The organism is Pantoea sp. YU22 (assembly GCF_003970755.1).
GTDB classification, from domain to species: Bacteria; Pseudomonadota; Gammaproteobacteria; order Enterobacterales; family Enterobacteriaceae; genus Pantoea; species Pantoea piersonii.
On the sequence record NZ_RYDU01000006.1, the window covers coordinates 215038 to 235980 of the forward strand.

At 53.3% G+C, this 20943-nt stretch carries 19 protein-coding genes; 12 read left to right on the forward strand and 7 right to left on the reverse strand.

Annotated features, from left to right (window positions below):
* Positions 1-119 precede the first annotated feature (119 nt).
* From EKL29_RS11595 to EKL29_RS11615, 5 genes are read right to left on the reverse strand one after another with little or no spacing between them, the layout of a single operon-like run.
* A complete protein-coding gene (locus EKL29_RS11595) occupies positions 120-1127 on the reverse strand; it encodes a substrate-binding domain-containing protein (RefSeq protein ID WP_120456547.1) in 1008 nt (335 codons plus the stop codon).
* 35 nt (positions 1128-1162) lie between these two features.
* Positions 1163-2182, reverse strand: coding sequence for an ABC transporter permease (locus EKL29_RS11600; protein ID WP_371315560.1), 1020 nt, complete (start codon positions 2180-2182; stop codon positions 1163-1165).
* A 33-nt stretch (positions 2183-2215) separates the two neighbouring features.
* The gene (locus EKL29_RS11605; RefSeq protein WP_126689754.1) at positions 2216-3721 is read right to left on the reverse strand and encodes a sugar ABC transporter ATP-binding protein; all 1506 of its coding nucleotides are present in this window, start codon (positions 3719-3721) and stop codon (positions 2216-2218) included.
* Complete coding sequence (gene xylB / locus EKL29_RS11610; RefSeq protein WP_126689755.1) at positions 3718-5235, reverse strand: xylulokinase; 1518 nt, start codon at positions 5233-5235, stop codon at positions 3718-3720. The genes EKL29_RS11605 and xylB overlap by 4 nt, the downstream gene beginning before the upstream one ends.
* Before the next feature lie 3 nt (positions 5236-5238).
* A complete protein-coding gene (locus tag EKL29_RS11615; RefSeq protein WP_120456554.1) occupies positions 5239-6273 on the reverse strand; it encodes an NAD(P)-dependent alcohol dehydrogenase in 1035 nt (344 codons plus the stop codon).
* A 220-nt stretch (positions 6274-6493) separates the two neighbouring features.
* Between EKL29_RS11615 and EKL29_RS11620 the strand changes: the two genes are divergently transcribed.
* The 10 genes from EKL29_RS11620 to EKL29_RS11665 all read left to right on the forward strand — a co-directional run bounded on the left by EKL29_RS11620 (position 6494) and on the right by EKL29_RS11665 (position 16819).
* Positions 6494-7036: a D-lyxose/D-mannose family sugar isomerase gene (locus tag EKL29_RS11620; RefSeq protein WP_371315504.1), complete on the forward strand. Its 543-nt coding sequence runs from the start codon at positions 6494-6496 to the stop codon at positions 7034-7036.
* An 83-nt stretch (positions 7037-7119) separates the two neighbouring features.
* The gene (locus tag EKL29_RS11625) at positions 7120-8121 is read left to right on the forward strand and encodes a LacI family DNA-binding transcriptional regulator (protein ID WP_120456556.1); all 1002 of its coding nucleotides are present in this window, start codon (positions 7120-7122) and stop codon (positions 8119-8121) included.
* A gap of 271 nt (positions 8122-8392) precedes the next feature.
* Positions 8393-9451, forward strand: a complete 1059-nt coding sequence (locus EKL29_RS11630) for a catalase family peroxidase (RefSeq protein ID WP_126689756.1) — start codon at positions 8393-8395, stop codon at positions 9449-9451.
* Entirely contained in the window at positions 9448-9987 is a 540-nt protein-coding gene (locus tag EKL29_RS11635) for a cytochrome b (protein WP_120456560.1), read from the forward strand. The genes EKL29_RS11630 and EKL29_RS11635 overlap by 4 nt, the downstream gene beginning before the upstream one ends.
* 9 nt (positions 9988-9996) lie before the next feature.
* On the forward strand, positions 9997-10506 hold the full coding sequence (locus tag EKL29_RS11640) for an RNA polymerase sigma factor (RefSeq protein ID WP_120456561.1): 510 nt from the start codon (positions 9997-9999) through the stop codon (positions 10504-10506).
* Positions 10503-11240: an anti-sigma factor gene (locus EKL29_RS11645; RefSeq protein WP_126689757.1), complete on the forward strand. Its 738-nt coding sequence runs from the start codon at positions 10503-10505 to the stop codon at positions 11238-11240. The genes EKL29_RS11640 and EKL29_RS11645 overlap by 4 nt, the downstream gene beginning before the upstream one ends.
* 97 nt (positions 11241-11337) lie before the next feature.
* Complete coding sequence (locus tag EKL29_RS11650) at positions 11338-11835, forward strand: adenylate kinase (RefSeq protein WP_126689758.1); 498 nt, start codon at positions 11338-11340, stop codon at positions 11833-11835.
* A gap of 223 nt (positions 11836-12058) precedes the next feature.
* Entirely contained in the window at positions 12059-12670 is a 612-nt protein-coding gene (locus EKL29_RS11655) for a class I SAM-dependent methyltransferase (RefSeq protein ID WP_126689759.1), read from the forward strand.
* Positions 12671-13854: 1184 nt separating this feature from the next.
* On the forward strand, positions 13855-15504 hold the full coding sequence (eptA, locus tag EKL29_RS11660; protein ID WP_126689760.1) for a phosphoethanolamine transferase EptA: 1650 nt from the start codon (positions 13855-13857) through the stop codon (positions 15502-15504).
* Between the two features lie 832 nt (positions 15505-16336).
* Positions 16337-16819, forward strand: coding sequence for a glutathione peroxidase (locus tag EKL29_RS11665; RefSeq protein WP_120458469.1), 483 nt, complete (start codon positions 16337-16339; stop codon positions 16817-16819).
* Between the two features lie 560 nt (positions 16820-17379).
* On the opposite strand, the gene EKL29_RS11670 is transcribed toward EKL29_RS11665, so the two are convergent.
* A complete protein-coding gene (locus EKL29_RS11670; protein WP_126689761.1) occupies positions 17380-18168 on the reverse strand; it encodes a sulfite exporter TauE/SafE family protein in 789 nt (262 codons plus the stop codon).
* Positions 18169-18276: 108 nt separating this feature from the next.
* Here EKL29_RS11670 and EKL29_RS11675 point away from each other — a divergent pair, with 108 nt between their 5' ends.
* Complete coding sequence (locus EKL29_RS11675; protein WP_126689762.1) at positions 18277-19044, forward strand: helix-turn-helix transcriptional regulator; 768 nt, start codon at positions 18277-18279, stop codon at positions 19042-19044.
* 43 nt (positions 19045-19087) lie between these two features.
* On the opposite strand, the gene EKL29_RS11680 is transcribed toward EKL29_RS11675, so the two are convergent.
* The gene (locus EKL29_RS11680; RefSeq protein WP_126689763.1) at positions 19088-19330 is read right to left on the reverse strand and encodes a hypothetical protein; all 243 of its coding nucleotides are present in this window, start codon (positions 19328-19330) and stop codon (positions 19088-19090) included.
* Positions 19331-19611: 281 nt separating this feature from the next.
* Between EKL29_RS11680 and EKL29_RS11685 the strand changes: the two genes are divergently transcribed.
* Complete coding sequence (locus EKL29_RS11685) at positions 19612-20865, forward strand: MFS transporter (RefSeq protein ID WP_126689764.1); 1254 nt, start codon at positions 19612-19614, stop codon at positions 20863-20865.
* Positions 20866-20943: the final 78 nt, after the last annotated feature.

A 20943-nucleotide genomic window follows, 5' to 3' on the forward strand; every position in this document is an offset into this window, starting at 1 on the left:
TTCTGGTTAAAGCAGAAGCGGAGAATGCCTTATCTCATTCTCCACCCGCCTGAACCTCTTACTTCGACAACTTTTGCCAGCCATTTTGTTGCCCGACAAAAGCGCTTATCTGATGCTTTTTATTTGCGCGCATCCAGCAGCTGCTGCGCATTCTCCGGCGTTACCACCGTCCAGGGAATGTAATAGTGCTTACTGGTGCCGCCGTTCCAGGCCAGTTCTTTCGCGTACTGTTTCCAGATATCGGACTCAGGCTTATAGCTGTCGCCTTTCGCCGCGCGCATGGCGACGTCGATAGCGCCCTGCATCTGCCCTTTCGCATCCTGAAGGATGGAAACCATTTCGCCAGCCTGCACCGCGTGGATGGCATCAGAGACGCCGTCAACGCCCGCGATGGCAAAATCTTTTACGTTCAGCCCGGCGCCTTTGATCGCTTCGATAGCGCCCAGCGCCATCTCATCGTTCTGCCCAATCACGCCATTAATTTTCCCGCGATGTTTCTGCAGCCAGTTTTCCATCAGCGGCTGCGCTTCGGCGCGCGACCAGTTGGCGGTCTTACGCTCCAGCACGGTCACCTGACCTGGGCCACATTCGGCAATGGCTTTGTCGTTGCCTTTACCGCGCTGAATTTCACCGCTGCCGCCCTTCGGCCCTTCGATGATAACCACATTCACTTTTTTGGTTTTGCACTGGAGCTTATCCAGCACCGCTTTAGCTTCAAGATAGCCGCCCAGTTCGTCGTTTGAGACCACTTCCGACGTCATCTCTTCGGTATTGAGGCGGGCATTGGTCACGACTACCGGAATTTTCGCTTCGTTGGCATTGGTTACGATGTCGATATTGGCTTCAAAATCCATCGGGTTAACAATAATGGCGTCAGCGCGAGTCTGAATAGCGGTAGCGGCCTGGTCATTCTGTACCGAAGCGTCGTAACGGCCATCGTAGAAGGTCAATACCGCATCGCCGCTTTTCACTGCCGGATGCTCTTTGCCGTAGCGTTCCATTAGCTGGACAAACTCAGCTTTGTTGCCGTACATCAGCACCGCGATTTTTACCGGCGCAGCCTGTGCCGCCGCCATCTGGCCCATCATCATTGCCGAGGCGAGCAATGCCATTTTGCTTATTTTCATTCTTATCTCCTGGTCGGGTTTTTATATAAGTAGGGTTAATCGCGCTGTTGTTTGCGCGAAGGGTCGAGTAATACAGCCACTACAATCAGGGCGCCCTTAATGATCTGCTGGTAATAGGACTGCACGCCCAGCAGATCGAGGCCGTTATTCATCACGCCGATTATCAACACGCCAAAGAAGGTGCCGAGCAGAGTACCAACGCCGCCTGCCATACTGGTGCCGCCAATCACAACGGCGGCGATAGCGTCCAGTTCATAACCTGCGCCGGCATTGGTCTGGGCGGAGCCGGTACGGGCAGTCAGGATCAGACCCGCAACGCCTGCCAGCCCGGCGCACAGGGTATAAACCAGCACCTTGATGCGCACCACGCTAATGCCGGAGGTACGGGCGCTTTTGGGGTTACCGCCCACCGCATAGATGTAGCGACCAAAAATGGTTTTGTTGAGCAGCAGCCAGGCGAGGCCAAACAGCACCATAAAAATGATCACCGGTACCGGAATGCCCGCAACGTAGCCATTTCCCAGCCAGCGGAAGTCGCGATTGAGCTGTGAAACCGGGTTGCCGTCGGTGGTCAGCATGGCCAGGCCACGCGCTGCCGAGAGCATGCCCATCGTGACGATAAAGGGTTGCAGGCGGTAACGGGCGAGCACCGTGCCGTTAATCAGGCCGCAGATAATGCCGATACCCAGCGCGATAATGAGCGGCATCATGACCGCATGCGCGGTGTCGCCAATCGCCATCCCGCTGTTATTCGTGGCGAAGCGTGCGGCGACAATACCGCTCAGCGCCAGTACCGATCCCACCGAGAGATCCACGCCAGCGGTAATAATGACGAAGGTCATGCCGATAGCGAGAATGCCGTTGATCGATACCTGCCGCAGTACAATCAGCATATTTTCATTGCTGAGGAAGTAGTTGCTGGTCCAGGCGCCCTTCGCTACCTGAACCTCGCCGATCGCCGCAACAATCAGGCAGAGCACAAAGAACGCGATAATGATGCCGTACTTGTGCATACGGCGCTTATTGCGCGTAAAAAACGAAACCCCGGGTGTCATTGAATGTGTACCGTTCATCTTGTTATCTCTTTGTTATACCGCCAGCTTCATCAGCTCGGCCTGGGTGGCCTGCGCCGCCGTTAATTCGCCAGCCACCTGCCCGTCGCGGAAGACCAGAATGCGATCGCTCATGCCGATGATTTCCGACAGTTCGGAGGAAACCATGATGATCCCTTTGTTTTTCAGGGCAAATTCCGACATAAAGCGGTAGATCTCTTTTTTGGCCCCGACGTCGATGCCGCGCGTAGGTTCATCCAGCAGCAAAACGTCTGGATCAAGCAGCGCCCAGCGTCCCAGCACCACCTTCTGCTGATTGCCGCCGCTGAGGTTGCCGACGATGTGAGCGCCATCCGGCGTTTTGACGTTAAAGCGTTTGATCATCTCGCTGGCGCGATCCCGTTCCCGCTTTTCATTGATAAAGCCCGACCGGCTGATGGCGCTAAAGGAGGAAATATTGATGTTCTCGCTGACCGAACGGCACAGCACCAGTCCTGTCTGTTTGCGATCTTCGGTGACATAGGCGATGCCGCATTTAATCGCCTCTTTCGGTGAGTGGCGCCCAAGCAGGGTATCGCCCAGCTGTATAGTGCCGCTGTCGGCATGGTTGATGCCGAATACCAGATCGAGAAACTCACTGCGTCCCGAGCCAACCAGACCATAAATGCCGAGGATCTCGCCCCGCTTAAGATGCAGGCTGATATCCTTGATCTTGTTACGCCAGCGCAGGTTTTTAATCTCCATCATCACCTCTTCGCCCGGCTGATTAAACTTGGCAAATTCGCTGTCATATTCGCCGCCAATGATGTGTTCAATCAGCTGCTCGCGGGTGATATCAGCGATAAATCCTTCATGGATATAAGCGCCGTCACGAAAGATGGTGTAGCTGTCGGCGATCTGGAAAATTTCGGACAGCCGATGCGAGACGTAAATGATCCCTTTTCCCTTCTGCGCCAGCCGGGTGATCGTCTGGAAAATTTTCTGGGCATCCTCTTCCCCAATCGCGGAAGTGGGTTCGTCCATGATGATAATGTCGGCATCCGCATGCGAGAGCGCCTTTGCGATCTCCACCAGCTGCTGTTCGGCAACGCTCAGGTTGCGCATTTTTTCAGTGGCGGAGAGGTGAAAATCGAGCTCTTTCAGCAGGTCGCGCGTGCGCTGGTTCATGGTGGCGAAATCAACAAACCCCAGGCGACGCGGCTCCCGTCCCAGCCAGATATTTTCTGCCACAGTCAGATCGGGGATCGCGCTTAACTCCTGCTGCACGATCGCGATCCCGGCGGCCAGCGCATCCCTGGGATGATGAAACTCGCAGCGTTCGCCGTTGATGAAAATGCTGCCGCCGTCAGGTTGAATAAAGCCCATCAGGATGCTCAGGAAGGTCGATTTTCCGGCGCCGTTCCCGCCGCAAAGCGCATGGATAGAACCCCGCCGCAGGGCGAACTCAGCGTTTTTCAATGCCACGACCGGGCCAAACGCTTTTTTTACGCCAGTGACTTCCAGCAGGTAAGCGGGCTGTTGGGTTTGCGGGTCGCGTGTCACAGTGATGCCTCCGGGTAAGCCTGTTGCAGGCGTTGCAGGTAGCGTTGATAAAGCGCGTCATACTGCGGCTGACGTCTGGCATCAGGCGCGGCGCGGGTGGATTCATCAAGCGAAACAAAACGCTGGCACAGGTCGCTGAGCACGCCGTCGGCCTGCTGGTGGGGCTCCTCCGCCAGCGCGGTAGCCCACATGGCCTGAATCGCTCCGCCCAGCGCCGCCGTCTCTTTTACCTGCAGGCAAACCACCGGACAGTTCATCACGTCCGCCACAATCTGCCGCCAGCGCGGGCTGCGGGCCCCGCCGCCGGTGAGTCGGATTTCGCGCGGTGATATGCCCTGACGTCGAAAGAGTTCCATGCCGTAGCGCAGCCCGTAGGTGGCGCTTTCCACCACAGCCATGCAGAGATTGGCGCGAGTAAAGTTGTCGCTGTCGAGGTTGTGCAGGCTGGCGCGCGCGTAAGGCAGCTGCGGCACGCGCTCGCCGTTAAAGAAAGGCAGCATCTCTAATCCGCCAGCGCCCGGCTCAGCCTGGTCAAGCAGCCGATTAAATCCGTCGACATCTTCCTCCAGCAGCGCCTGCACCGCAGAGGTCGCCGACGTCACATTCATCGTACAAATCAGCGGCAGCCAGCCGTTGGTGCTGGAGCAGAAACCGGCAATCATTTCTGATTCGGAGACAACCGGCGCAGCGGAGCAGGCGAACAGCGTGCCGGACGTGCCGAGACTCATGGTTAGGGTACCGACCGCGATATTACCGGAGCCGATAGCGGCCATCATGTTGTCGCCGCCGCCGGTCGCGACGCGCGTGGCGGTAGAGAGCCCCAGCCTTTCCGCCGCTTCTGAACGTAGCGTGCCGATACAGCTTTCAGCGCTTTTAAGCGGCGGCAGCGCATTCCAGAGGCGTCCGCTGTCGTCGATCAGGTCGACGGTACGGCGATCCCATTCGCGGGTGCGCACGTTCAGCAGGCCGGTGCCGGAAGCGTCGCCATACTCCATTACGCGCTCTCCGGTCAGCCAGAAGTTAAGGTAGTCGTGCGGCAGCAGCACGGTATGCAGACGGGACCAGAGCTCAGGATGCTGCTGTTTAAACCAGATGATTTTCGAAGCGGTATAACCGGTCGCCACCATCAATCCTAACTGTGCCAGCGAACCGCTTACGCCGCCCAGCTGCGCCAGCAGCGCCTCGTTTTCATCAGCGGTCTCGGTGTCGCACCACAGCTTGACGTTGTGCAGCACCGTGCCCTGCTCGTCCAGCGGCACAAAGCCGTGTTGCTGACCCGATACGCCCAGCGCCTTGATCTGGCGCGCATCCACGCCCGCGTGGGAAACCGCCTGATGGAATGCGGCGACAAGCGCCTCGATCCACCAGCCAGCCTGCTGTTCACGGCGGCCGTTTGAGTCGCTGATAAGAGGGTGAGCAGCGCTGCCCTCACCGAGGATCGCGCCCTGCTCGCTGTCGACAATCACGACTTTGGTGCCCTGTGTTCCGCAGTCAATGCCAGCAAAGAGCGACATGGGTTACTCCATTTCCAGCATGATTTTGATATCAGAGGCGTTACCGGCCGCCGCGCGCTCAAAGGCGGCGACGCTTTCGCTAAATTTATAGGTCTGGCTAATCAGCGGCTGCACGCGCAGCTTGCCGCTGCTCAGCAGACGCAGGGTGCGCGGATACATATTGGCGTAGCGGAATATGGTCTTGAAGGTGATCTCTTTCGCCTGCGCGGCCACGATATCCATTGGTGCGGCATCGATCGGCATGCCAACCAGCACTGCGGTCGCGCCAGGCGCGGCATGTTCCGCCAGCGTTGCGATGGCGGGTTTAGCGCCGCTGCATTCAAACACCACATCAACGCCGTTGCCGCTGGTTAGCGCAGCTACTTTAGCGGCCAGGTCGCCGCTTTTGATATTGACGGCGTGCAGCCCATCATAGTTAGCGGCGACCGCCAGCTTTTCATCAAACAGATCGCAAATGATGACGTCTGAGCATCCGCCTGCCAGCGCGGCCAGCGCCGTCACCACGCCGATAGGACCGGCGCCGATCACCAGCGCGATATCGCCAGGCTTGATGCCCGCTTTGGTAGCGGCATGCATGCCAATTGCCAGCGGCTCTACCATCGCACCTTCCGCAAAGCTGACGTTGTCCGGCAGTTTGAAGGTAAAAGCGCCAGGATGGATGACGGTTTCGCGCAGACAGCCGTGCACCGGCGGCGTTGCCCAGAAGCGAACGGCGGGATCAAGGTTGTATATCCCGGCGCGCGACTGGGCTGAATTAAGGTCAGGGATGCCCGGCTCCATGCAGACGCGATCGCCGGGTTTAACGTGTGTGACATTCTTGCCGGTAGCCAGCACGACGCCAGAGGCTTCATGACCCAATACCATCGGTGCCTCAACGACAAAAGGACCGATACGGCCATGCTGATAGTAGTGAACGTCACTGCCACAAATGCCTACGGAATGGATTTTGATTTCGACGTCGTTGTCGCCGAGCGTCTCATCAAACTCGCGATTTTCAATAGCTATTTTGCCCGCTTCTGCCAGAACTAACGCTTTCATCTCCGCTCCTTTTAAGATCATTTTAATGGTATCGATATCATTGCGATGCGGCGATACTGTCGAAAAAAATGCTATAAAACCGTGACGCCTGTTAAATATTCGTCAAATAAGTAAACAACCCGGCTACCTCAGGATGAATATCATTGAAGGCGATCACAGATTATCGCTGCTCAGCCTGCAATAAATGATATCGATACCATTATGATGAAGTGAGGACGCCATGAAAGCGATGAATGAATATGTACAACAGACGTTTAATTTCCTGCGACAGGCTGAGATAACGCTGACGGATGAAGAGGTAAATCGCATTGAGGTCGCGACGTTTGGATTGCCGGACTACCCCGCTTCCGGTCTGCAGTTGCTGACCTATATAAACTCGCCGCGCTATTGCGCCAAAGAGCTGGTGCTGTTTCCCAGACAGACCTGCCCAGAACATCGGCACCCGCCGTTCGAGGGGACGCCAGGCAAGCAGGAAACGTTTCGCTGTCGCTGGGGCGAGGTCTATCTGTTTGTCGATGATGACAGCCTGACCCAAAACGATGCCGACGGGCAGCCGGTTTGTCAGGTGCCAGAAGGCAGCGAAGCCTGGTATACCTGTACCCGCTACGTTTTACTGCGGCCAGGAGAGCAGTACACCATTCCGCCGGATACCCGCCACTGGTTCCAGGCAGGCGATAAGGGCGCCGTTGTCTCGGAATTCTCATCCGAAAGCCGCGATGAACTGGATATTTTTACCGATCCCCGTGTTAACCGACTGGCATAAAAATCAGCGTTAGCTTCCCGCCACTGGATCTGTCATGATTTGTAAATGATACAAAATGATGTGTTTTAATAAAGGAGCCGCAATTGGCAGCAGGTCGGGGACGAAAGGCGACGCTGGCAAGCGTCGCCGCGCAGGCGAACGTCAGTAAAATTACCGCTTCCCGGGCTTTTTCGCAGCCTGAGAAAGTGCATCCGGAAACGCTACAACGCATTCGCGATACGGCTGAACAGCTTGGCTATGTGGTGAATGCCGCCGCACGCAACCTGCGAGCGAAAGCGAGTAAAACAATCGGCATCGTCAATCCTGATATGGCTAACCCCTTTTTTGGCGGGCTGACGCGGCTGATGACGCTGGAAGCGCAAAAAATGGGTTACGACACGCTGGTGTTTGACTCGTATGAATCGCAAGAAGCGGAAGACCGCATTATCGATAAGCTGATTGGTTATAACGTTGATGCCATCATCCTTTCGGTGATTTCCAATGACGTTAACTATCATCCTGCCTATATGAAGCGGCTGGAGATACTCAATATTCCAGTGGTGCTGGTCGATCGCGAACTGCAGGCTTCGCATTGCAGCGGCGTCTATATCGATAATCTGGACTGTGGGTTGCAGACCGGACGCTGGCTGCTGGAGCACCAGGCAAAGCGGGTCGTCGTGGTTTCCGGGCCAGAAAATTCAAACGTGGCGCGCGAAAGGGTGACCGGTTTACAGGCGGCTTTGCTGGGCAAGGTGGAATCGTTTGAAGTTCTGCATGCCGATTTTTTTATGGATGCTGCCTGGCGTGAAACCAGCCGCTGGCTTAGCAGCCACGCGGCCCCGGATTATTTTGTCGGCTGTAATAACCAGATTTCGCTGGGTATCGTTAAAGCCTGTATCGAACATAAGCTCAGGCTTATGGAGCAGGTCAATCTCTTCAGTATTGATGAGGTCTCCCACGCTGAGATTTACGGTTTCCATTTCCCCTGTTTTACCCATGATTTGCAGGAGATAGCCTGGCAGGCGCTCAATCTGGCTATCCGACGCGTTTCGGACAGTGACAGCAAACCCGGGAAAGTTATCGTGCGCGGCACGATAGCCTCATAGGCAAAGATTTTATTTAGACGCCCCCTTTTCTGTTATCAGACAGCCGGGGGCAAAGCATCTGCCCTTTAACATCCTGTTTTTATAACCCGACGTCCTGTGCTGCTGTTCTGTTTCCCTGCCCGCCGCTAATTTTCAGTGGGCATATGACTGTCTGTAAAAATAATGACTTACCGCTCGCCCTCTGACATTGCATAAAAAATTATCTGGCAACGGGAATAAGCTGCTCGCTGGTTCGTTTTATCTGCTCTTAGCACACAGATGAGCCCTTAACATGTCGCACTCCTTACCTTCACTCAGGCATAAACTGGCACGCCTTTTACTGGTCGCTGCCGTTCCGCTGGCACTGATACTTCTGTTTTTATGGGCCGGTGGCTGGCTGGCCCCGCAGCGCCTCTCCGCTGATAAGCTTATTAACGTTCTTGAGCAGTCGGGCGGAAAACACCCGGGCTACCGCCGCAATCATGCCAAAGGCGTATGCGTGGTGGGCAATTTTATTTCCAGCGGTAACGCCAGTGGCCTCTCACACGCGGCGCTCTTTGCGCAGGGGATCACTACGCCGGTGACGGGGCGGTTCGCGATTGCCGGCGGTAACCCGGACGCACCCGATTATGCCGTTCCTGTTCGCAGTATGGCGCTACTGTTTCAGCTGGCAGATGGAGAGCAATGGCGCACCGGGATGAATGCTATTCCGTTTTTCCCGGTGTCAACGGTGCAGGGATTTTATGACCAGCAGATAGCTTCGCGACCCGACCCGGCGACAGGGAAACCGAGCCCGACAGCTATGCAAGACCTCCTTCATAAGCATCCGGAAATCGCCCCTTTTCTGAGCTGGGCAAAACAGTACGTTCCGTCCTCCAGCTGGGGCAGCGATCGGTTTAATAGCCTTAACACCTTCTTCTTTGTCGATAAAGGAAATAATAAACATCTGGTTCGGTGGAGTATGGTGCCGCACACGCCGCGTCAGCCAATAACGGCTGCGGAGAGGAAGGATAAAAACTTTCTGCAGGCAGATCTGCAACAGCGCCTGGAGAGTGCGCCACTGGAATGGGATTTAATTATCACTTTAGCCAGCGCAGGCGATCCCGAGGACGATGCATCCAAAGCCTGGCCCGCTGACCGGCAGACAATCAATGCCGGAACGCTCCGCATAGAGCGTGCGGTCCCGCAGCAGCAGGGAGCATGTAATGATATCAATTACGACCCTCTGATCCTGCCAGATGGCATAACCGGCTCCAGCGATCCGCTCCTCAATGGGCGTTCGGCTGCCTATGCCAAATCTTACAATCTTCGCACTCGCGAGCAGTCTGAACAGTCAGGACACGCATTATGAAACAGGTTACGCATTTTCACCCCGCGCTGCGCGTGGTGCACTGGTTAATGGCGATCGCGATTCTGACCATGTTGTTTATTGGCGTCGCTATGGTATCCACTGTTTCTTCGCTGCACGCGCTGATGGTCTCTCTTCATAAACCGCTGGGTCTGATGATATTGCTGCTGGTGTTAGTGCGCTTATGGTTGCGTTTCTTTACCGCAACGCCAGTCTTGCCCCGCTCGATTCCAGTCTGGCAGCGCGCGCTGGCTCATCTTTCACACTGGGCATTATATGCGATGATGCTGGCTCAGCCTCTGATTGGCTGGGCGATGCTCTCTGCAGCTGGCTACCCGATAACAATTGGAAGCGGCATAGTATTACCTCCCATACTGCCCATCAATAACGATGCCTATGCTCTGTTACGTTCACTGCATACGCTCGTGGCCTTGTTGCTGTTTGTGACCATAGTGGGACATCTGGCGGCGGCATTACTGCACGCGCTGATATTACGTGACGGTGTGTTTGAGAGTATGACCGGGCATCGCAAACGATGAGGGGCGGCTATGTCATATCTGACTGATGATGAAATTCGGGAATTGATGCCGCATTTGCAGCGCTTTGCACTGTGGCTCACCCGCAATCCGCACAGTGCCGATGACCTGGTGCAGAGCTGCCTGATTAAAGCCTTAACCCACAGGCCGCAAAACATCCCTGCGCAGAGCATGCGTACCTGGTTGTTTTCCATTCTCTATCGGCAATTTATCGACGGGGAGCGGCGGCAAAAACGTTACCGGGCTATTCTGGCCTTTTTTACGGGCGAAGCGTCTCCGGGCCCCTCTGTCGAAGCGATGGCAATTGCTGACGATACGCTGGCGCTGTTCGCTACGCTGCCGACCGACTATCGCGCGGTGATGTTACTGGTGAGCGTGGAAGGGCTCAGCTACAAAGAGGCCGCTATGACACTCAATATCCCACTGGGAACAGTCATGTCCCGTCTTTCACGGGGGCGTAAAATGTTATATGAGCAATCAGAAGGTAAGGTGAGTCCGATGTCATTGAGGAGGCTAAAATGATACCCGATGAACAGTATCTGCACGCCTGGATGGATGGCGAGCTGGATGAGGCGACTGCGCAGCAGGTAGAGCATTATCTGGCGAAAAATCCCCAGGTTGCTGCGCAAATGCGGGAACTGCGTGATGATGCGCAGCGTTTACGCCAGGCAATGAACCGGCAGCCCCTGAACATGAAGAGTATTGACCCTCACTATTTTCGCCGCCGTGTGCGACAGCAGCGGCAAAGAAAAGTGGCGCTGGCCTGCCTGTTTATTCTGTCACTCAGCGTCGGCGGATTTACCGGCTGGCAGCTTAAAGATGCACAACTGTCAGCGCCTCTGCCAATGGAAGACGCCGTTCAGGCTTATAAGCTGTTTGGCGATGAGACAGAGCTCCCGCTTGACGTTAACGCCAGTCAGCACTCAGAGCTGGCAAGCTGGGTCACTCGCTATTTTATTCGCGGTGCCCTGCCGCCCAATCTTGAACACTATGGCTTCAAGCCGCTCGGCGCCCGGCTGATGGCAACCGCTCAGGGTCCCGCAGCTTTAGTGATGTATCAGGATCCGCGCGGCATCCGGGTTGCATGGTATATCCGGCCGCTCAGCCAGGTTCAAATATCGCAGGGAGAACGTCAGGCAGAAGATGTCATGGCACAGTACTGGAGCGATGCGCACTATAACTATGCCCTGGTGACACCGCTAAAGGCACCTGAAGCGAACAATGTTCGCAAAGCAGTTTTTCCAAAACTGAGTTAGCTTCCAGGCGGAACAGATTGTCACAGTGACAGGAAAGGCAGTGCCGCGTAGCGCTGTGAGCGGGTAACAAGAGACTCTTCCTGATATGAAGCCAAAGATGAGCAATAACGTAAAGCGTGTACTGATAATGGGAAACAGCGGTTCAGGCAAAAGCTGGCTGGCAGCACACTTATCTGCGCTGACAAACCTGCCTGTTACAGATTTAGACACCCTCAACTGGGAGTCAGAAGGCTATGGCAAAGCCCGGAAAAAAGCCGATGTGCTCAATGATGTTCAGGCGATAGCGAACCAGGATCGCTGGATCATCGAGGGCATATATGGCTGGATTGCTGCCACCGTCGCTTTATATGCCACGCAGGTTATATGGCTGACGCCTGCTTCAGCCGAGTGTGTTGAAAACATCAAAGCAAGGGGGATAAGAAATAACGGTTCGCCTGAAGAATTTGCCGCGTTGCTGGAATGGGCGTCTTCCTATGAAACAAGAACCGGGTCAAGCAGCTATGAGGGCCATCTTAAGGTTTTTTCTAAAGTCTCTCCTGACAGCCAGATTAAACTGACCAGCCGTGAAGATATGCACCGGTTTCTTATTCAATGATGATTTCATCAGTTCAGTAATACCCGCTTTTTGCTTACAGCGGACCTTACGCCTGCGTCAGGCTGCTTTGTGCCAGAAGCCGTAAATATTATCCCGCCGCGTTAAATCTGCGGCCTGGTTAATGCTTGCCGCAATATTTAACAGGCGCGCTCATGGTGAAGGTTTGCTACGCTACGTTGCACAGTTTTAAACTACCTGATAACTGCTATCAAAAAGGAGAATGATGAGCGATCAAGCCTTCAAAGCCGTTATTTCACTTTATGAGAAACATGCTTCTGCCTTTGCAAAAATGCGTCCTGCCAGTCTGGCAGAAAAGGCATGGCTGGACAGGTTCTTAAGCTCTCTTCCCCCGGGAGGACATATTCTGGATCTGGGGTGTGGTAATGGCTCCCCGATTGCAGCGTATTTTCTTAGTCATGGTTTTAAAGTAACGGGTGTCGACTCCTCACCCTCCATGATATCTCAGTGCAGAGATAAATTTCCTCACGAAACCTGGTTAGTCGCCGATATGCGGGAGGTGAATCTGGGAATGAATTTCGACGGCATTCTTGCGTGGGACAGTTTTTTTCATCTGTGTCATGCTGATCAACGTAAGATATTTGCACTTTTTTCTGCTCATGTAAAAGAGGGTGCGGCTCTTATGTTCAATGCCGGCCCGGAAGAGGGTGAGGCCATTGGTGAGTTTCAGGGTGAGCCACTTGCTCACGCCAGCCTGTCCGCCCTTGAGTACGAATCACTAATGCACAACTATGGCTTTCAGTTGATCGGCCATGTTGTTGAAGACAAGCAATGTAATGGCCGCACAATATGGCTTGCGACGAAATCTGTTAACTGACCGCCAGCCTGCCGGACAACAGTACGGAAGACATCGTGCCGAGCATTCTTACTGGCCTTATACCGGGTGCTTACAATTTGCTGATGGAACTTCGCCATCCTCGAAAAACCGCTTCGCTGTCTCCTCAGGAACCTGAGTGGATAATTCCATCAGCATAACCCCCTCCCCTTTTAAACCAATTCTGTTAGTAGATTAATTGCGAATTTACGAGTAATCGTGCGGGCCAGACATAATTCATATGCGAGGTGATGAGTCCCTGTTCATATAAGGATCGCGACAGCCGTAATGAGACCTATTATTCAGTGCCATGCCCATATACCACGAATGGTGCCACTTCACTTTTAGCCACGTCGCCAAATTTTTGCTTACTTTGCCATTGAGTGATGCGTTACAGCATCCGCATTAATCAGCACGTCTTCTGTTTCAGGCAGGCGCAATAACAAAGACTGATTGCGCTACAGCACCCTACACCAACAGTTAATCAGGTTCTCATCTGTGGGATAACGGGGACCGGCTCCCACTTCCACCCTGGCAGAGTCGTTGTTGAAAGACTGGAGTCATCCGTCACCTGATGAACTTGCCGGGATCAGGTCTGCGAGCATCCAGAACCAGTCTGCTTTCACTGACTACATAACTGACATATATCCTGCCAAAACGCGCGCGGGGGAAAACAGACTGAATACGGTTCCGAATGTGATGACTGTCTGAAAGCAGAAACGGAGCGGATAAAGGGAGTGAATACTAAGGAGCAGCCCCCTCAGGCCGTATTAAGGTCACAACAGTCAGAAAAGCCTGTTCAGTAAAACTATCTCGGCAGGTCCTTTTATGTCGGAAGCAGGCACCTCGAAACGTAAGCGGCTCTAATCGAATAATAATCATACAGGCACTGACAAAATGGCATTTGTTGCGTGATCCGCCTCACATAATATAAAAGTAAAAATCTGAGAAAACACGCATTTAGTTTACTTTTATTTAACTCTTACATCGGTGAACTTATAAACTTGCGAGGCAATTTTTATGCTGAAGTGGTCAGCAAGTGAATGTTTTTCTGTGATTATCTCTGCAATTACAGTGATCGTTTTTTTGGCCATATGGTTCACTGCATAACAATTTTTATTAACGATTGCTAATAAAAACAATTTTATCTTACTGGTTCAGTCATACTGAGGTTACGGAATACCTTTATGTCAGCATTTCACTTCAAGACGCCGGTAATGCATCGCATTACTTTTATTATATTGTTCTCGCTTTATATCTCCGTTTTTCTGAATATCGCTTACTACAGACAGGCTCTCGCACTGATACCACTGACCGGCCTGCACAACATTCTTTTTTTCCTTTCGATGCCCGTAGTGGCCTTTAGCGTCATAAATATTGTGGTCACCCTCGCCTCATTTGTCTGGCTGGACAGGGTAACTGTTGCGCTGTTTATTCTTGTCGCTGCCCCTGCTCAATACTTTATTCAGCACTACGGCATTGTCCTTGACCGCTCGATGATCACTAATATCATCGATACCACACCGGCAGAAAGCAGGGCCTTGTTGACCACCCCGATGGTGCTGGTTTTGTTTTTTTCCGGGATCCTGATGGCCGCTCTGGCTTTCTGGCCACGCTTTAAGAAGTTTATTCCATTATGGAAAGGCCAGATTTACCGTGGCGTAAACATTGTCGCTTCTGTCACCCTGATAGCGCTGGTCGCGATGCTGTTTTACAAAGATTACGCATCGCTGTTTCGTAATAATCGTGAGCTGGTAAGGTCCCTGAGCCCGTCGAATTTCATCGTAGCCTCGCTCTCTTATTACCACCACCGCGAACGGGCTAACCTTCCGCTGGTAAAAATCGGTGAGGATGCTCATCAGCGTCCACAGATGCTGAACGGTCCAAAGAAAAACCTGACGATACTGGTGGTGGGTGAAACCTCACGCGCCGCAAATTTTTCCCTGGGCGGTTATCCGCGCCCGACCAATCCTTTACTGGCTGAAGAAAACGTTGCCTATATTCCTGACGTCATATCATGCGGCACCTCAACGGCGGTATCGGTACCCTGCATGTTTTCCAACATGCCGCGTGCACGCTACGATGACGCACTGGCCAGTCATCAGGAAGGGTTGCTGGATATTATTCAGCGGGCGGGCCTGAGCGTTCTGTGGAACGAAAACGATGCGGGATGTAAAGGGGCCTGCGATCGGGTCCCGAATCAGGATATGACCGCGCTGAATCTCCCTGGCATGTGCATTAAAGGCGAGTGTTACGATGAGGTCCTTTTCCATGGACTTGACGAGTACATAACACGCTTAAAGGGCAATGGCATTATCGTTCTGCACACCATCGGAAGCCACGGACCGACCTATAATCATCGCTATCCACCAGCGTTTCGTAAATTTACGCCTACCTGTGAAACCAGTCAGATTCAGGAATGTTCGCAGGAGCAGCTGGTAAATACTTACGATAACACCATTTTATATGCCGACTACATCGTGGATAAAGCCATTGAATTACTGAAGGCACATCAGGACAGGTTTACCACCAGTCTGGTTTATTTATCTGACCACGGTGAGTCTCTTGGTGAAAAAGGCGTCTATCTGCATGGCCTTCCCTATGCCATTGCGCCTGACGTACAGAAGCGTGTGCCTATGCTCATCTGGCTTTCGCCCGATTATCAGCAGCGTTACGCCGTGGACAGGAACTGCCTGAAACAGCAGACAATGAAGAAGGGATATTCGCAGGACAACCTTTTTTCAACCATGCTGGGTATCACCGGCGTACAGACAAGGGAATACGTCTCTTCAGACGATATTCTGGCTGCGTGCAGAAAACCTCGCGGAGCAGAGTGATCACATAAAGCCCTGCCTAAGGGCTTTATTCATTTGTGCTTCGATGCAGCATAACGTCAGACAAATTGCCGTAAGGACCAGCTGACTTTCTCTGAAAGCAGTGTGTCATTCTGACTGTAATCAGGCTTGCTTGTGGCATGACCTTTCCCTCTTTCTGTCAGGGGGACGCTTCTTGTTCATAACGGACCTCGGCACGTCATAGTAGGGGGAGAGTGGATACAGTGCGGTAAATGAAACAGGGCCGTGGTCGTTCAGGCCAAAGAAGAAATCAACCAGGATACCCGGTTGTTAATGACGACTACACCAGTCTGGGTTGATCCAGTAAACACAAACGTGGCGCTTAACGATCCGTTACCTCTGGTCGTTTATGCAGTACCCTGCGTTTAGCGCGAGGCCATAACTGAATCGCTTAAAATATCAGGTCGGGCATGAAATGTGGTGTTACTGACGCGCACCATGCAGCAGTCGTTTCGTTTATTGTCCGGGCGGTTCTTACAGGCGAGGCGCCTCAATAAAGATATGGCGCCATGTTCATTCTGTCTGACGAGGTGCAGCGACGCAGCAGGAGCAATACAAATATCCTGGCTTCGTTAATAACGTGCACCACCGTCCGCTTTTCGCGTCCTGGAATCTCATAGAATGTATCAGATACTGCTTTAATGCCGCGTGTCGTGGCGCGCGCTCCCCTTCTTCAGCCTCTGAACCGACCTGACGTCCAGTCTGATCGTTCAAAGCCAACAGCGGACGTGGAAAATGTGCAATTCTGATCGACAGGCAGTTATCCTGTCTGACACAACGAATCTGCGATGCGAGCAATTCTGAGGATTTCAATATGACCAGTTTTCATCAATTTACTGCCACCAGTCTGCGTGGTCAGCTCATCTCCATGGCTGACTATGCTGACAAGCTGGTTCTGGTGGTTAATACCGCCAGCCATTGTGGATTCACGCCACAATATGCCGGTCTTGAATCGCTCTACAAGAAGTACGCCGCCCAGGGTCTGGTAGTGCTTGGTTTTCCCTGTAACCAGTTCGGTAAACAGGAACCCGGCGATGCCGACGAAATCGCGCAGACCTGCCATATTAACTACGGTGTGAGCTTCCCGATGTTCGAAAAAGTGGAGGTCAACGGCACCGCAACGCACCCGGTGTTTCGTTACCTGAAAGAGGAATTGCCCGGCGTGCTGGGCGGGCGGATAAAATGGAACTTTACTAAGTTCCTGATCGGACGCGACGGCAAACCACTCAGGCGTTTTGCACCGTTCACCACACCGGAGAAAATAGAAGCCGTCATCCTTGCTACACTTGAAATTTAAGCGCTTCTGCAATTTTAACCATTCATCTTTCAAGCGTTTCCGACAAGATGTTTATATGCGAGTGAGGTTAACGCCCGCTCGCCACTCAAAGCGGACAATGACCGGCTTAAGACCTCGGCATAACCTGCTGGTGAACGGTTCCCAATAAATGAATGTCAGGATAATGGCACATGCTGATTAGCTATCCCGCAATGAGTCTCGAAGCGATTATTAAATTCCTGACCCATCGGTGAAATCAAAGAAATACAGAGCGCATAAATAATGTCCGCTTTTGCTCATAGCGGACCTTAACCACCAAAGCATTCATCTTCCTCAGTATACTGAGTGAACCCCTGAAAGCATCTGCCCTACCCGCCTCTGAACCCTTCAGGCATCGCATAATCCATGTCAGCCCCTGGAGTAAAGTCCCGACGCCCTGTAGAACGCTTAGCTGGCTTGTTACGTCCCTTCTCTGTGAATCGTGCCAGTTTCAGCGCCCACTGCGCCTGCCATCTTCTGGAGAAACGGCGGCATTTCGCTTTATGTCAGAAGCCTTCCTGCCAGCAGTTGATACTTTATGCTTATAACAGCATTGCCAGCAGTACGGCGCACAGCAGCAGCACATAGATTCGCGCATGCCAGACATCAGGAACAGCCGGGATCAACCGACGGGTAAAGAGGATCCCCATCCAGCCTGTAATTATAAGTAATCCCATAATTTTCAGGCTGATGAAACCCAGAAAACCCTCTGCCGGGATTTTTTGCCAGCCGCTCACCGCATAGGTGACGGCGCCGCACAGCGCCACCGGCAGCGACAGGGGATTGGCAGCGCTGACGCAGTCCCGCATCGCATAGCCGTGCCGCCGCAACAGCGGTACCGTCATAACGCTGCCGCCGACGCCCAGCAATGCGGCAATGACACCAATCACTATTCCGCCACCAGTGACTGTCGCCAGCGATAAACGGCGCGGTACACTGCCAATGAAGAAACCTTTACGCAACAGGCAATCGCCAATTGTCAGAAGCATATAAAGGACAAACAGTATGCGAACCCATTCTTCACTCAACAGCCCTGCCAGCCACGAACCAGTCACCGCGCCGGCGGCGATGAACCACAGCAGCGGCAGACACGCCTGCGCGGAGATACTGCCTGCACGCCAGTTTCGATAGCTCACCCACCCTGCGTTGAATATCATGACCGCCGTCGAGGTGGCGACGGCGATATGCAATGCATTCTCCATCATATCCGGCTGACGACGCAGTAGCTGATAGACAAAAGGCACCACAACGAAGCCGCCGCCAAAGCCAAACAACACCGTTGTGATGCCAGTAATGAAACCTGCCAGAGAAATAATAAAGATATCGTTCAAAGGAATGTTCCGCTGTGAAGAAGAACCCGCAGCTTATCGCCCTCACGTCCCGCTTCCCATTTGCGCAGCGCTCAACTACCCTTGCAAACCGGTCAGAAGGAGGCAAAAGTGCGCAACGTGAGCATTGACAAGGTTGATAATCTGGCGCGTGACGTGGTCGCGATCGGTAATGACTATGCGCAGGGTTTTTTACTGGCTCACCACCGCCATCGCCGCGCGCAGCTGCTGTATGGCGCAACCGGTCAGATGCATGTATCCACCCGTGACGGGGAGTGGGTAGTGCCGCCACAGCATGCGGTGTGGATCCCGCCTGAAACGCTGCACGCGGTAAAGTTTGTCGGCGTGACGACGCGGAGCCTGTATATCGCGCCAGAATGCGCGGCGCGCATCAACCACAGCAGCCGCTGCGAAGTCATCAGCGTCTCGCCACTGTTACGTCAGCTTCTGCTTGAAGCGGTCGATGTGCCCCCACTTTATGAGAGCGAGCGCGAATGTGCGCTGATGAACCTGCTGCTGCTGGAACTGGCAGCCATGCCGGCGCGCGGGTTCGATATTCCGTTGCCGCGGCAGCCTGCGCTGCTGGCGCTGTGCCAGACGTTTTTACTGGCACCCACTGTCCACGATCCGGCTGAACGCTGGGCCAGGGCAATGTTTATGAGTGCCAGCACCTTTCGTCGCCATTTCCTGCAGCAGACCGGCATGTCATTTTCCGCCTGGCGGCAGCGGGCCTGTGTGGTCAGCGCGCTGGCATTGCTGATAGCGGGCAAGCCGGTGAATGAAGTGGCATTATCGCTTGGCTATGACAATGGTTCGTCTTTTGCCACTATGTTCCGCCGCGTGACGGGCCAGCCTCCTTCGTTCTATCACCCTGCTTAAGATGCCCGGCCTTATCTGCCGCACTTTTAAAGTGCGGCCTAACCTAAAGTGCCTGTATCACTCCCGCGCCCTCTGTTGTCGCGCCAGGCTCTTCCGCTTCTCTGCCCTGCTCGCGGTATATATACAGTTGTCTCTGTTCTGGCAGCAAAGTGCGCATTACCAGGACACAGCAATAAAGCAGCGAATGAATGCAGACGTCCGCTTTGTGCCAGAAGCGGACATTTCCCAGATAAATTAACAGCGCAATGAAGCGATAACGGGGATCGTTTGGCAGGATCTTCATCACACAGACTTCCACAGGCGAATGACCGCCGGCTTCTAACCCTTTTAGACCAGCCCCCAGCAAAAGTTGTCGTTAATGTCAGCAGTAACATCCGCATTTTATTATTTGCTTTGCTCTTTTCCTTATATTTCTCTGCAACAAAGAGTCATAACCTCATAAGCTGGGGAATTAAACACTTCATCAACATACCTGTTGCCAGTGTTAAAGAATAATTTTATTAATATTTAGTAAGTTATACCCAACAGCGACACAGGATGTTAATAAAATTATGATAAGGATAACTCATGACGTCTAAACCTGCCGCTGAAGGCTGTCCGGCACCGGGTCTGTTTCAGACACTGAAATCTTTCCCTGCGGCTGTCCATGCTCTGCTCTTTTTTACGCTTGTCATACGATTCAGTTATTTTATGGCCTGGCCATTTATCGCGGTAATCATGACTCAAAATTACCATATGTCGCCGATAGCTATTGGCGTGGCAATGACAATCAGTGCATTGTTCTCGGTGGTGCTCGGTATGTATGGCGGGCAGATTTCGGACAGGCTGGGGCGACGCATTATTCTTCTGCTGGGCTGCGCGTTTTCCACCGTGGGATATATTACCCTGGCGCAGGCAACCGGAGTGGGGCTGTTTATCTGCGGCCTTATGTTCATCGGCGTTTCCTTTGCGTGGGTTGATCCCCCTTTACGTGCACTGATGAGTGATTTGCTGGGTGACCGCCGCCGCCGTGCGCTTGCCCTGCAAATGCGTTACTACCTGATCAACGTAGCAGCAGTATTTGGCCCGCTGGTAGGGATAGCATTTGGTCTGACATCTCAGAAGGGAACATTCCTGATAACCGGGCTGTCCTACCTCCCTTTTTTCGTCTACGTGCTGCTGTTTATCCCCGCGGGTAAACTTTTGACTGAGCAACAGGCCGCCAGCGAACCGGCGGTCAGGCTGCGCAAGGTAATAGGCATTATCGCCGGGGATAAAATTTACATTGCGGCGCTACTGTGCAGTATCTTGTGCAGTATTGTTTTTATCCATTACGAAGCCATACTGCCACAGTATCTCCTGCTACTTGACGGTAACGCCGCGGTTAAGCTGATCACCTTGGTGCTGGTCACGAATGCCTGTACCGTTTTGGTATTTCAGACTTTTATTATGCGGTTTCTGGCTCGGGTCACCCTGCCGAAACGCATTCTTCTGGGTGGGGTAATTTTCGCGTTATCGCAACTCTGCTTTTTTTCCATACGTTCGACGGAAATCTGGCTGTGGCTGACGGTTACCGGTGTGTTCAGTATGGGAGAAGCGATTCTGATGCCAAACCTGAACATTTTGCTCGATCAACTGGCCCCGGCAGAACATCGCGGTGCCTATCTTGGTGCCTCCATGCTGTCGACACTGGGGATCGCTGCCGGGCCGTTAATCGGTGGAGTCATGCTGGCTATGACCGGTGCGGGGGTCTTTATCTGTACTGCATTGCTCAGCCTCATGTTGTGCGCGATTATTTACGCCTTCAGGATCAGCATGCTGACACGTCTGCAGGATTCATAATTACAGTTTCTGCGGACATCAGTGCGGTGAAAGGCTGTCTTCTTGCCTCAGGGCTACATTCGCTCACAGCATCCTGCT

What these genes read in the sequence shown, in the direction of transcription:
- EKL29_RS11595 (WP_120456547.1), bottom strand. Translation starts at nt 1,127, where the DNA reads ATGAAAATAAGCAAAATGGCATTGCTCGCCTCGGCAATGATGATGGGC.
- EKL29_RS11600 (WP_371315560.1), bottom strand. Translation starts at nt 2,182, where the DNA reads ATGACACCCGGGGTTTCGTTTTTTACGCGCAATAAGCGCCGTATGCAC.
- xylB (WP_126689755.1), bottom strand. Translation starts at nt 5,235, where the DNA reads ATGTCGCTCTTTGCTGGCATTGACTGCGGAACACAGGGCACCAAAGTC.
- EKL29_RS11615 (WP_120456554.1), bottom strand. Translation starts at nt 6,273, where the DNA reads ATGAAAGCGTTAGTTCTGGCAGAAGCGGGCAAAATAGCTATTGAAAAT.
- EKL29_RS11620 (WP_371315504.1), top strand. Translation starts at nt 6,494, where the DNA reads ATGAAAGCGATGAATGAATATGTACAACAGACGTTTAATTTCCTGCGA.
- EKL29_RS11630 (WP_126689756.1), top strand. Translation starts at nt 8,393, where the DNA reads ATGTCGCACTCCTTACCTTCACTCAGGCATAAACTGGCACGCCTTTTA.
- EKL29_RS11635 (WP_120456560.1), top strand. Translation starts at nt 9,448, where the DNA reads ATGAAACAGGTTACGCATTTTCACCCCGCGCTGCGCGTGGTGCACTGG.
- EKL29_RS11640 (WP_120456561.1), top strand. Translation starts at nt 9,997, where the DNA reads ATGTCATATCTGACTGATGATGAAATTCGGGAATTGATGCCGCATTTG.
- EKL29_RS11645 (WP_126689757.1), top strand. Translation starts at nt 10,503, where the DNA reads ATGATACCCGATGAACAGTATCTGCACGCCTGGATGGATGGCGAGCTG.
- EKL29_RS11650 (WP_126689758.1), top strand. Translation starts at nt 11,338, where the DNA reads ATGAGCAATAACGTAAAGCGTGTACTGATAATGGGAAACAGCGGTTCA.
- EKL29_RS11655 (WP_126689759.1), top strand. Translation starts at nt 12,059, where the DNA reads ATGAGCGATCAAGCCTTCAAAGCCGTTATTTCACTTTATGAGAAACAT.
- eptA (WP_126689760.1), top strand. Translation starts at nt 13,855, where the DNA reads ATGTCAGCATTTCACTTCAAGACGCCGGTAATGCATCGCATTACTTTT.
- EKL29_RS11665 (WP_120458469.1), top strand. Translation starts at nt 16,337, where the DNA reads ATGACCAGTTTTCATCAATTTACTGCCACCAGTCTGCGTGGTCAGCTC.
- EKL29_RS11685 (WP_126689764.1), top strand. Translation starts at nt 19,612, where the DNA reads ATGACGTCTAAACCTGCCGCTGAAGGCTGTCCGGCACCGGGTCTGTTT.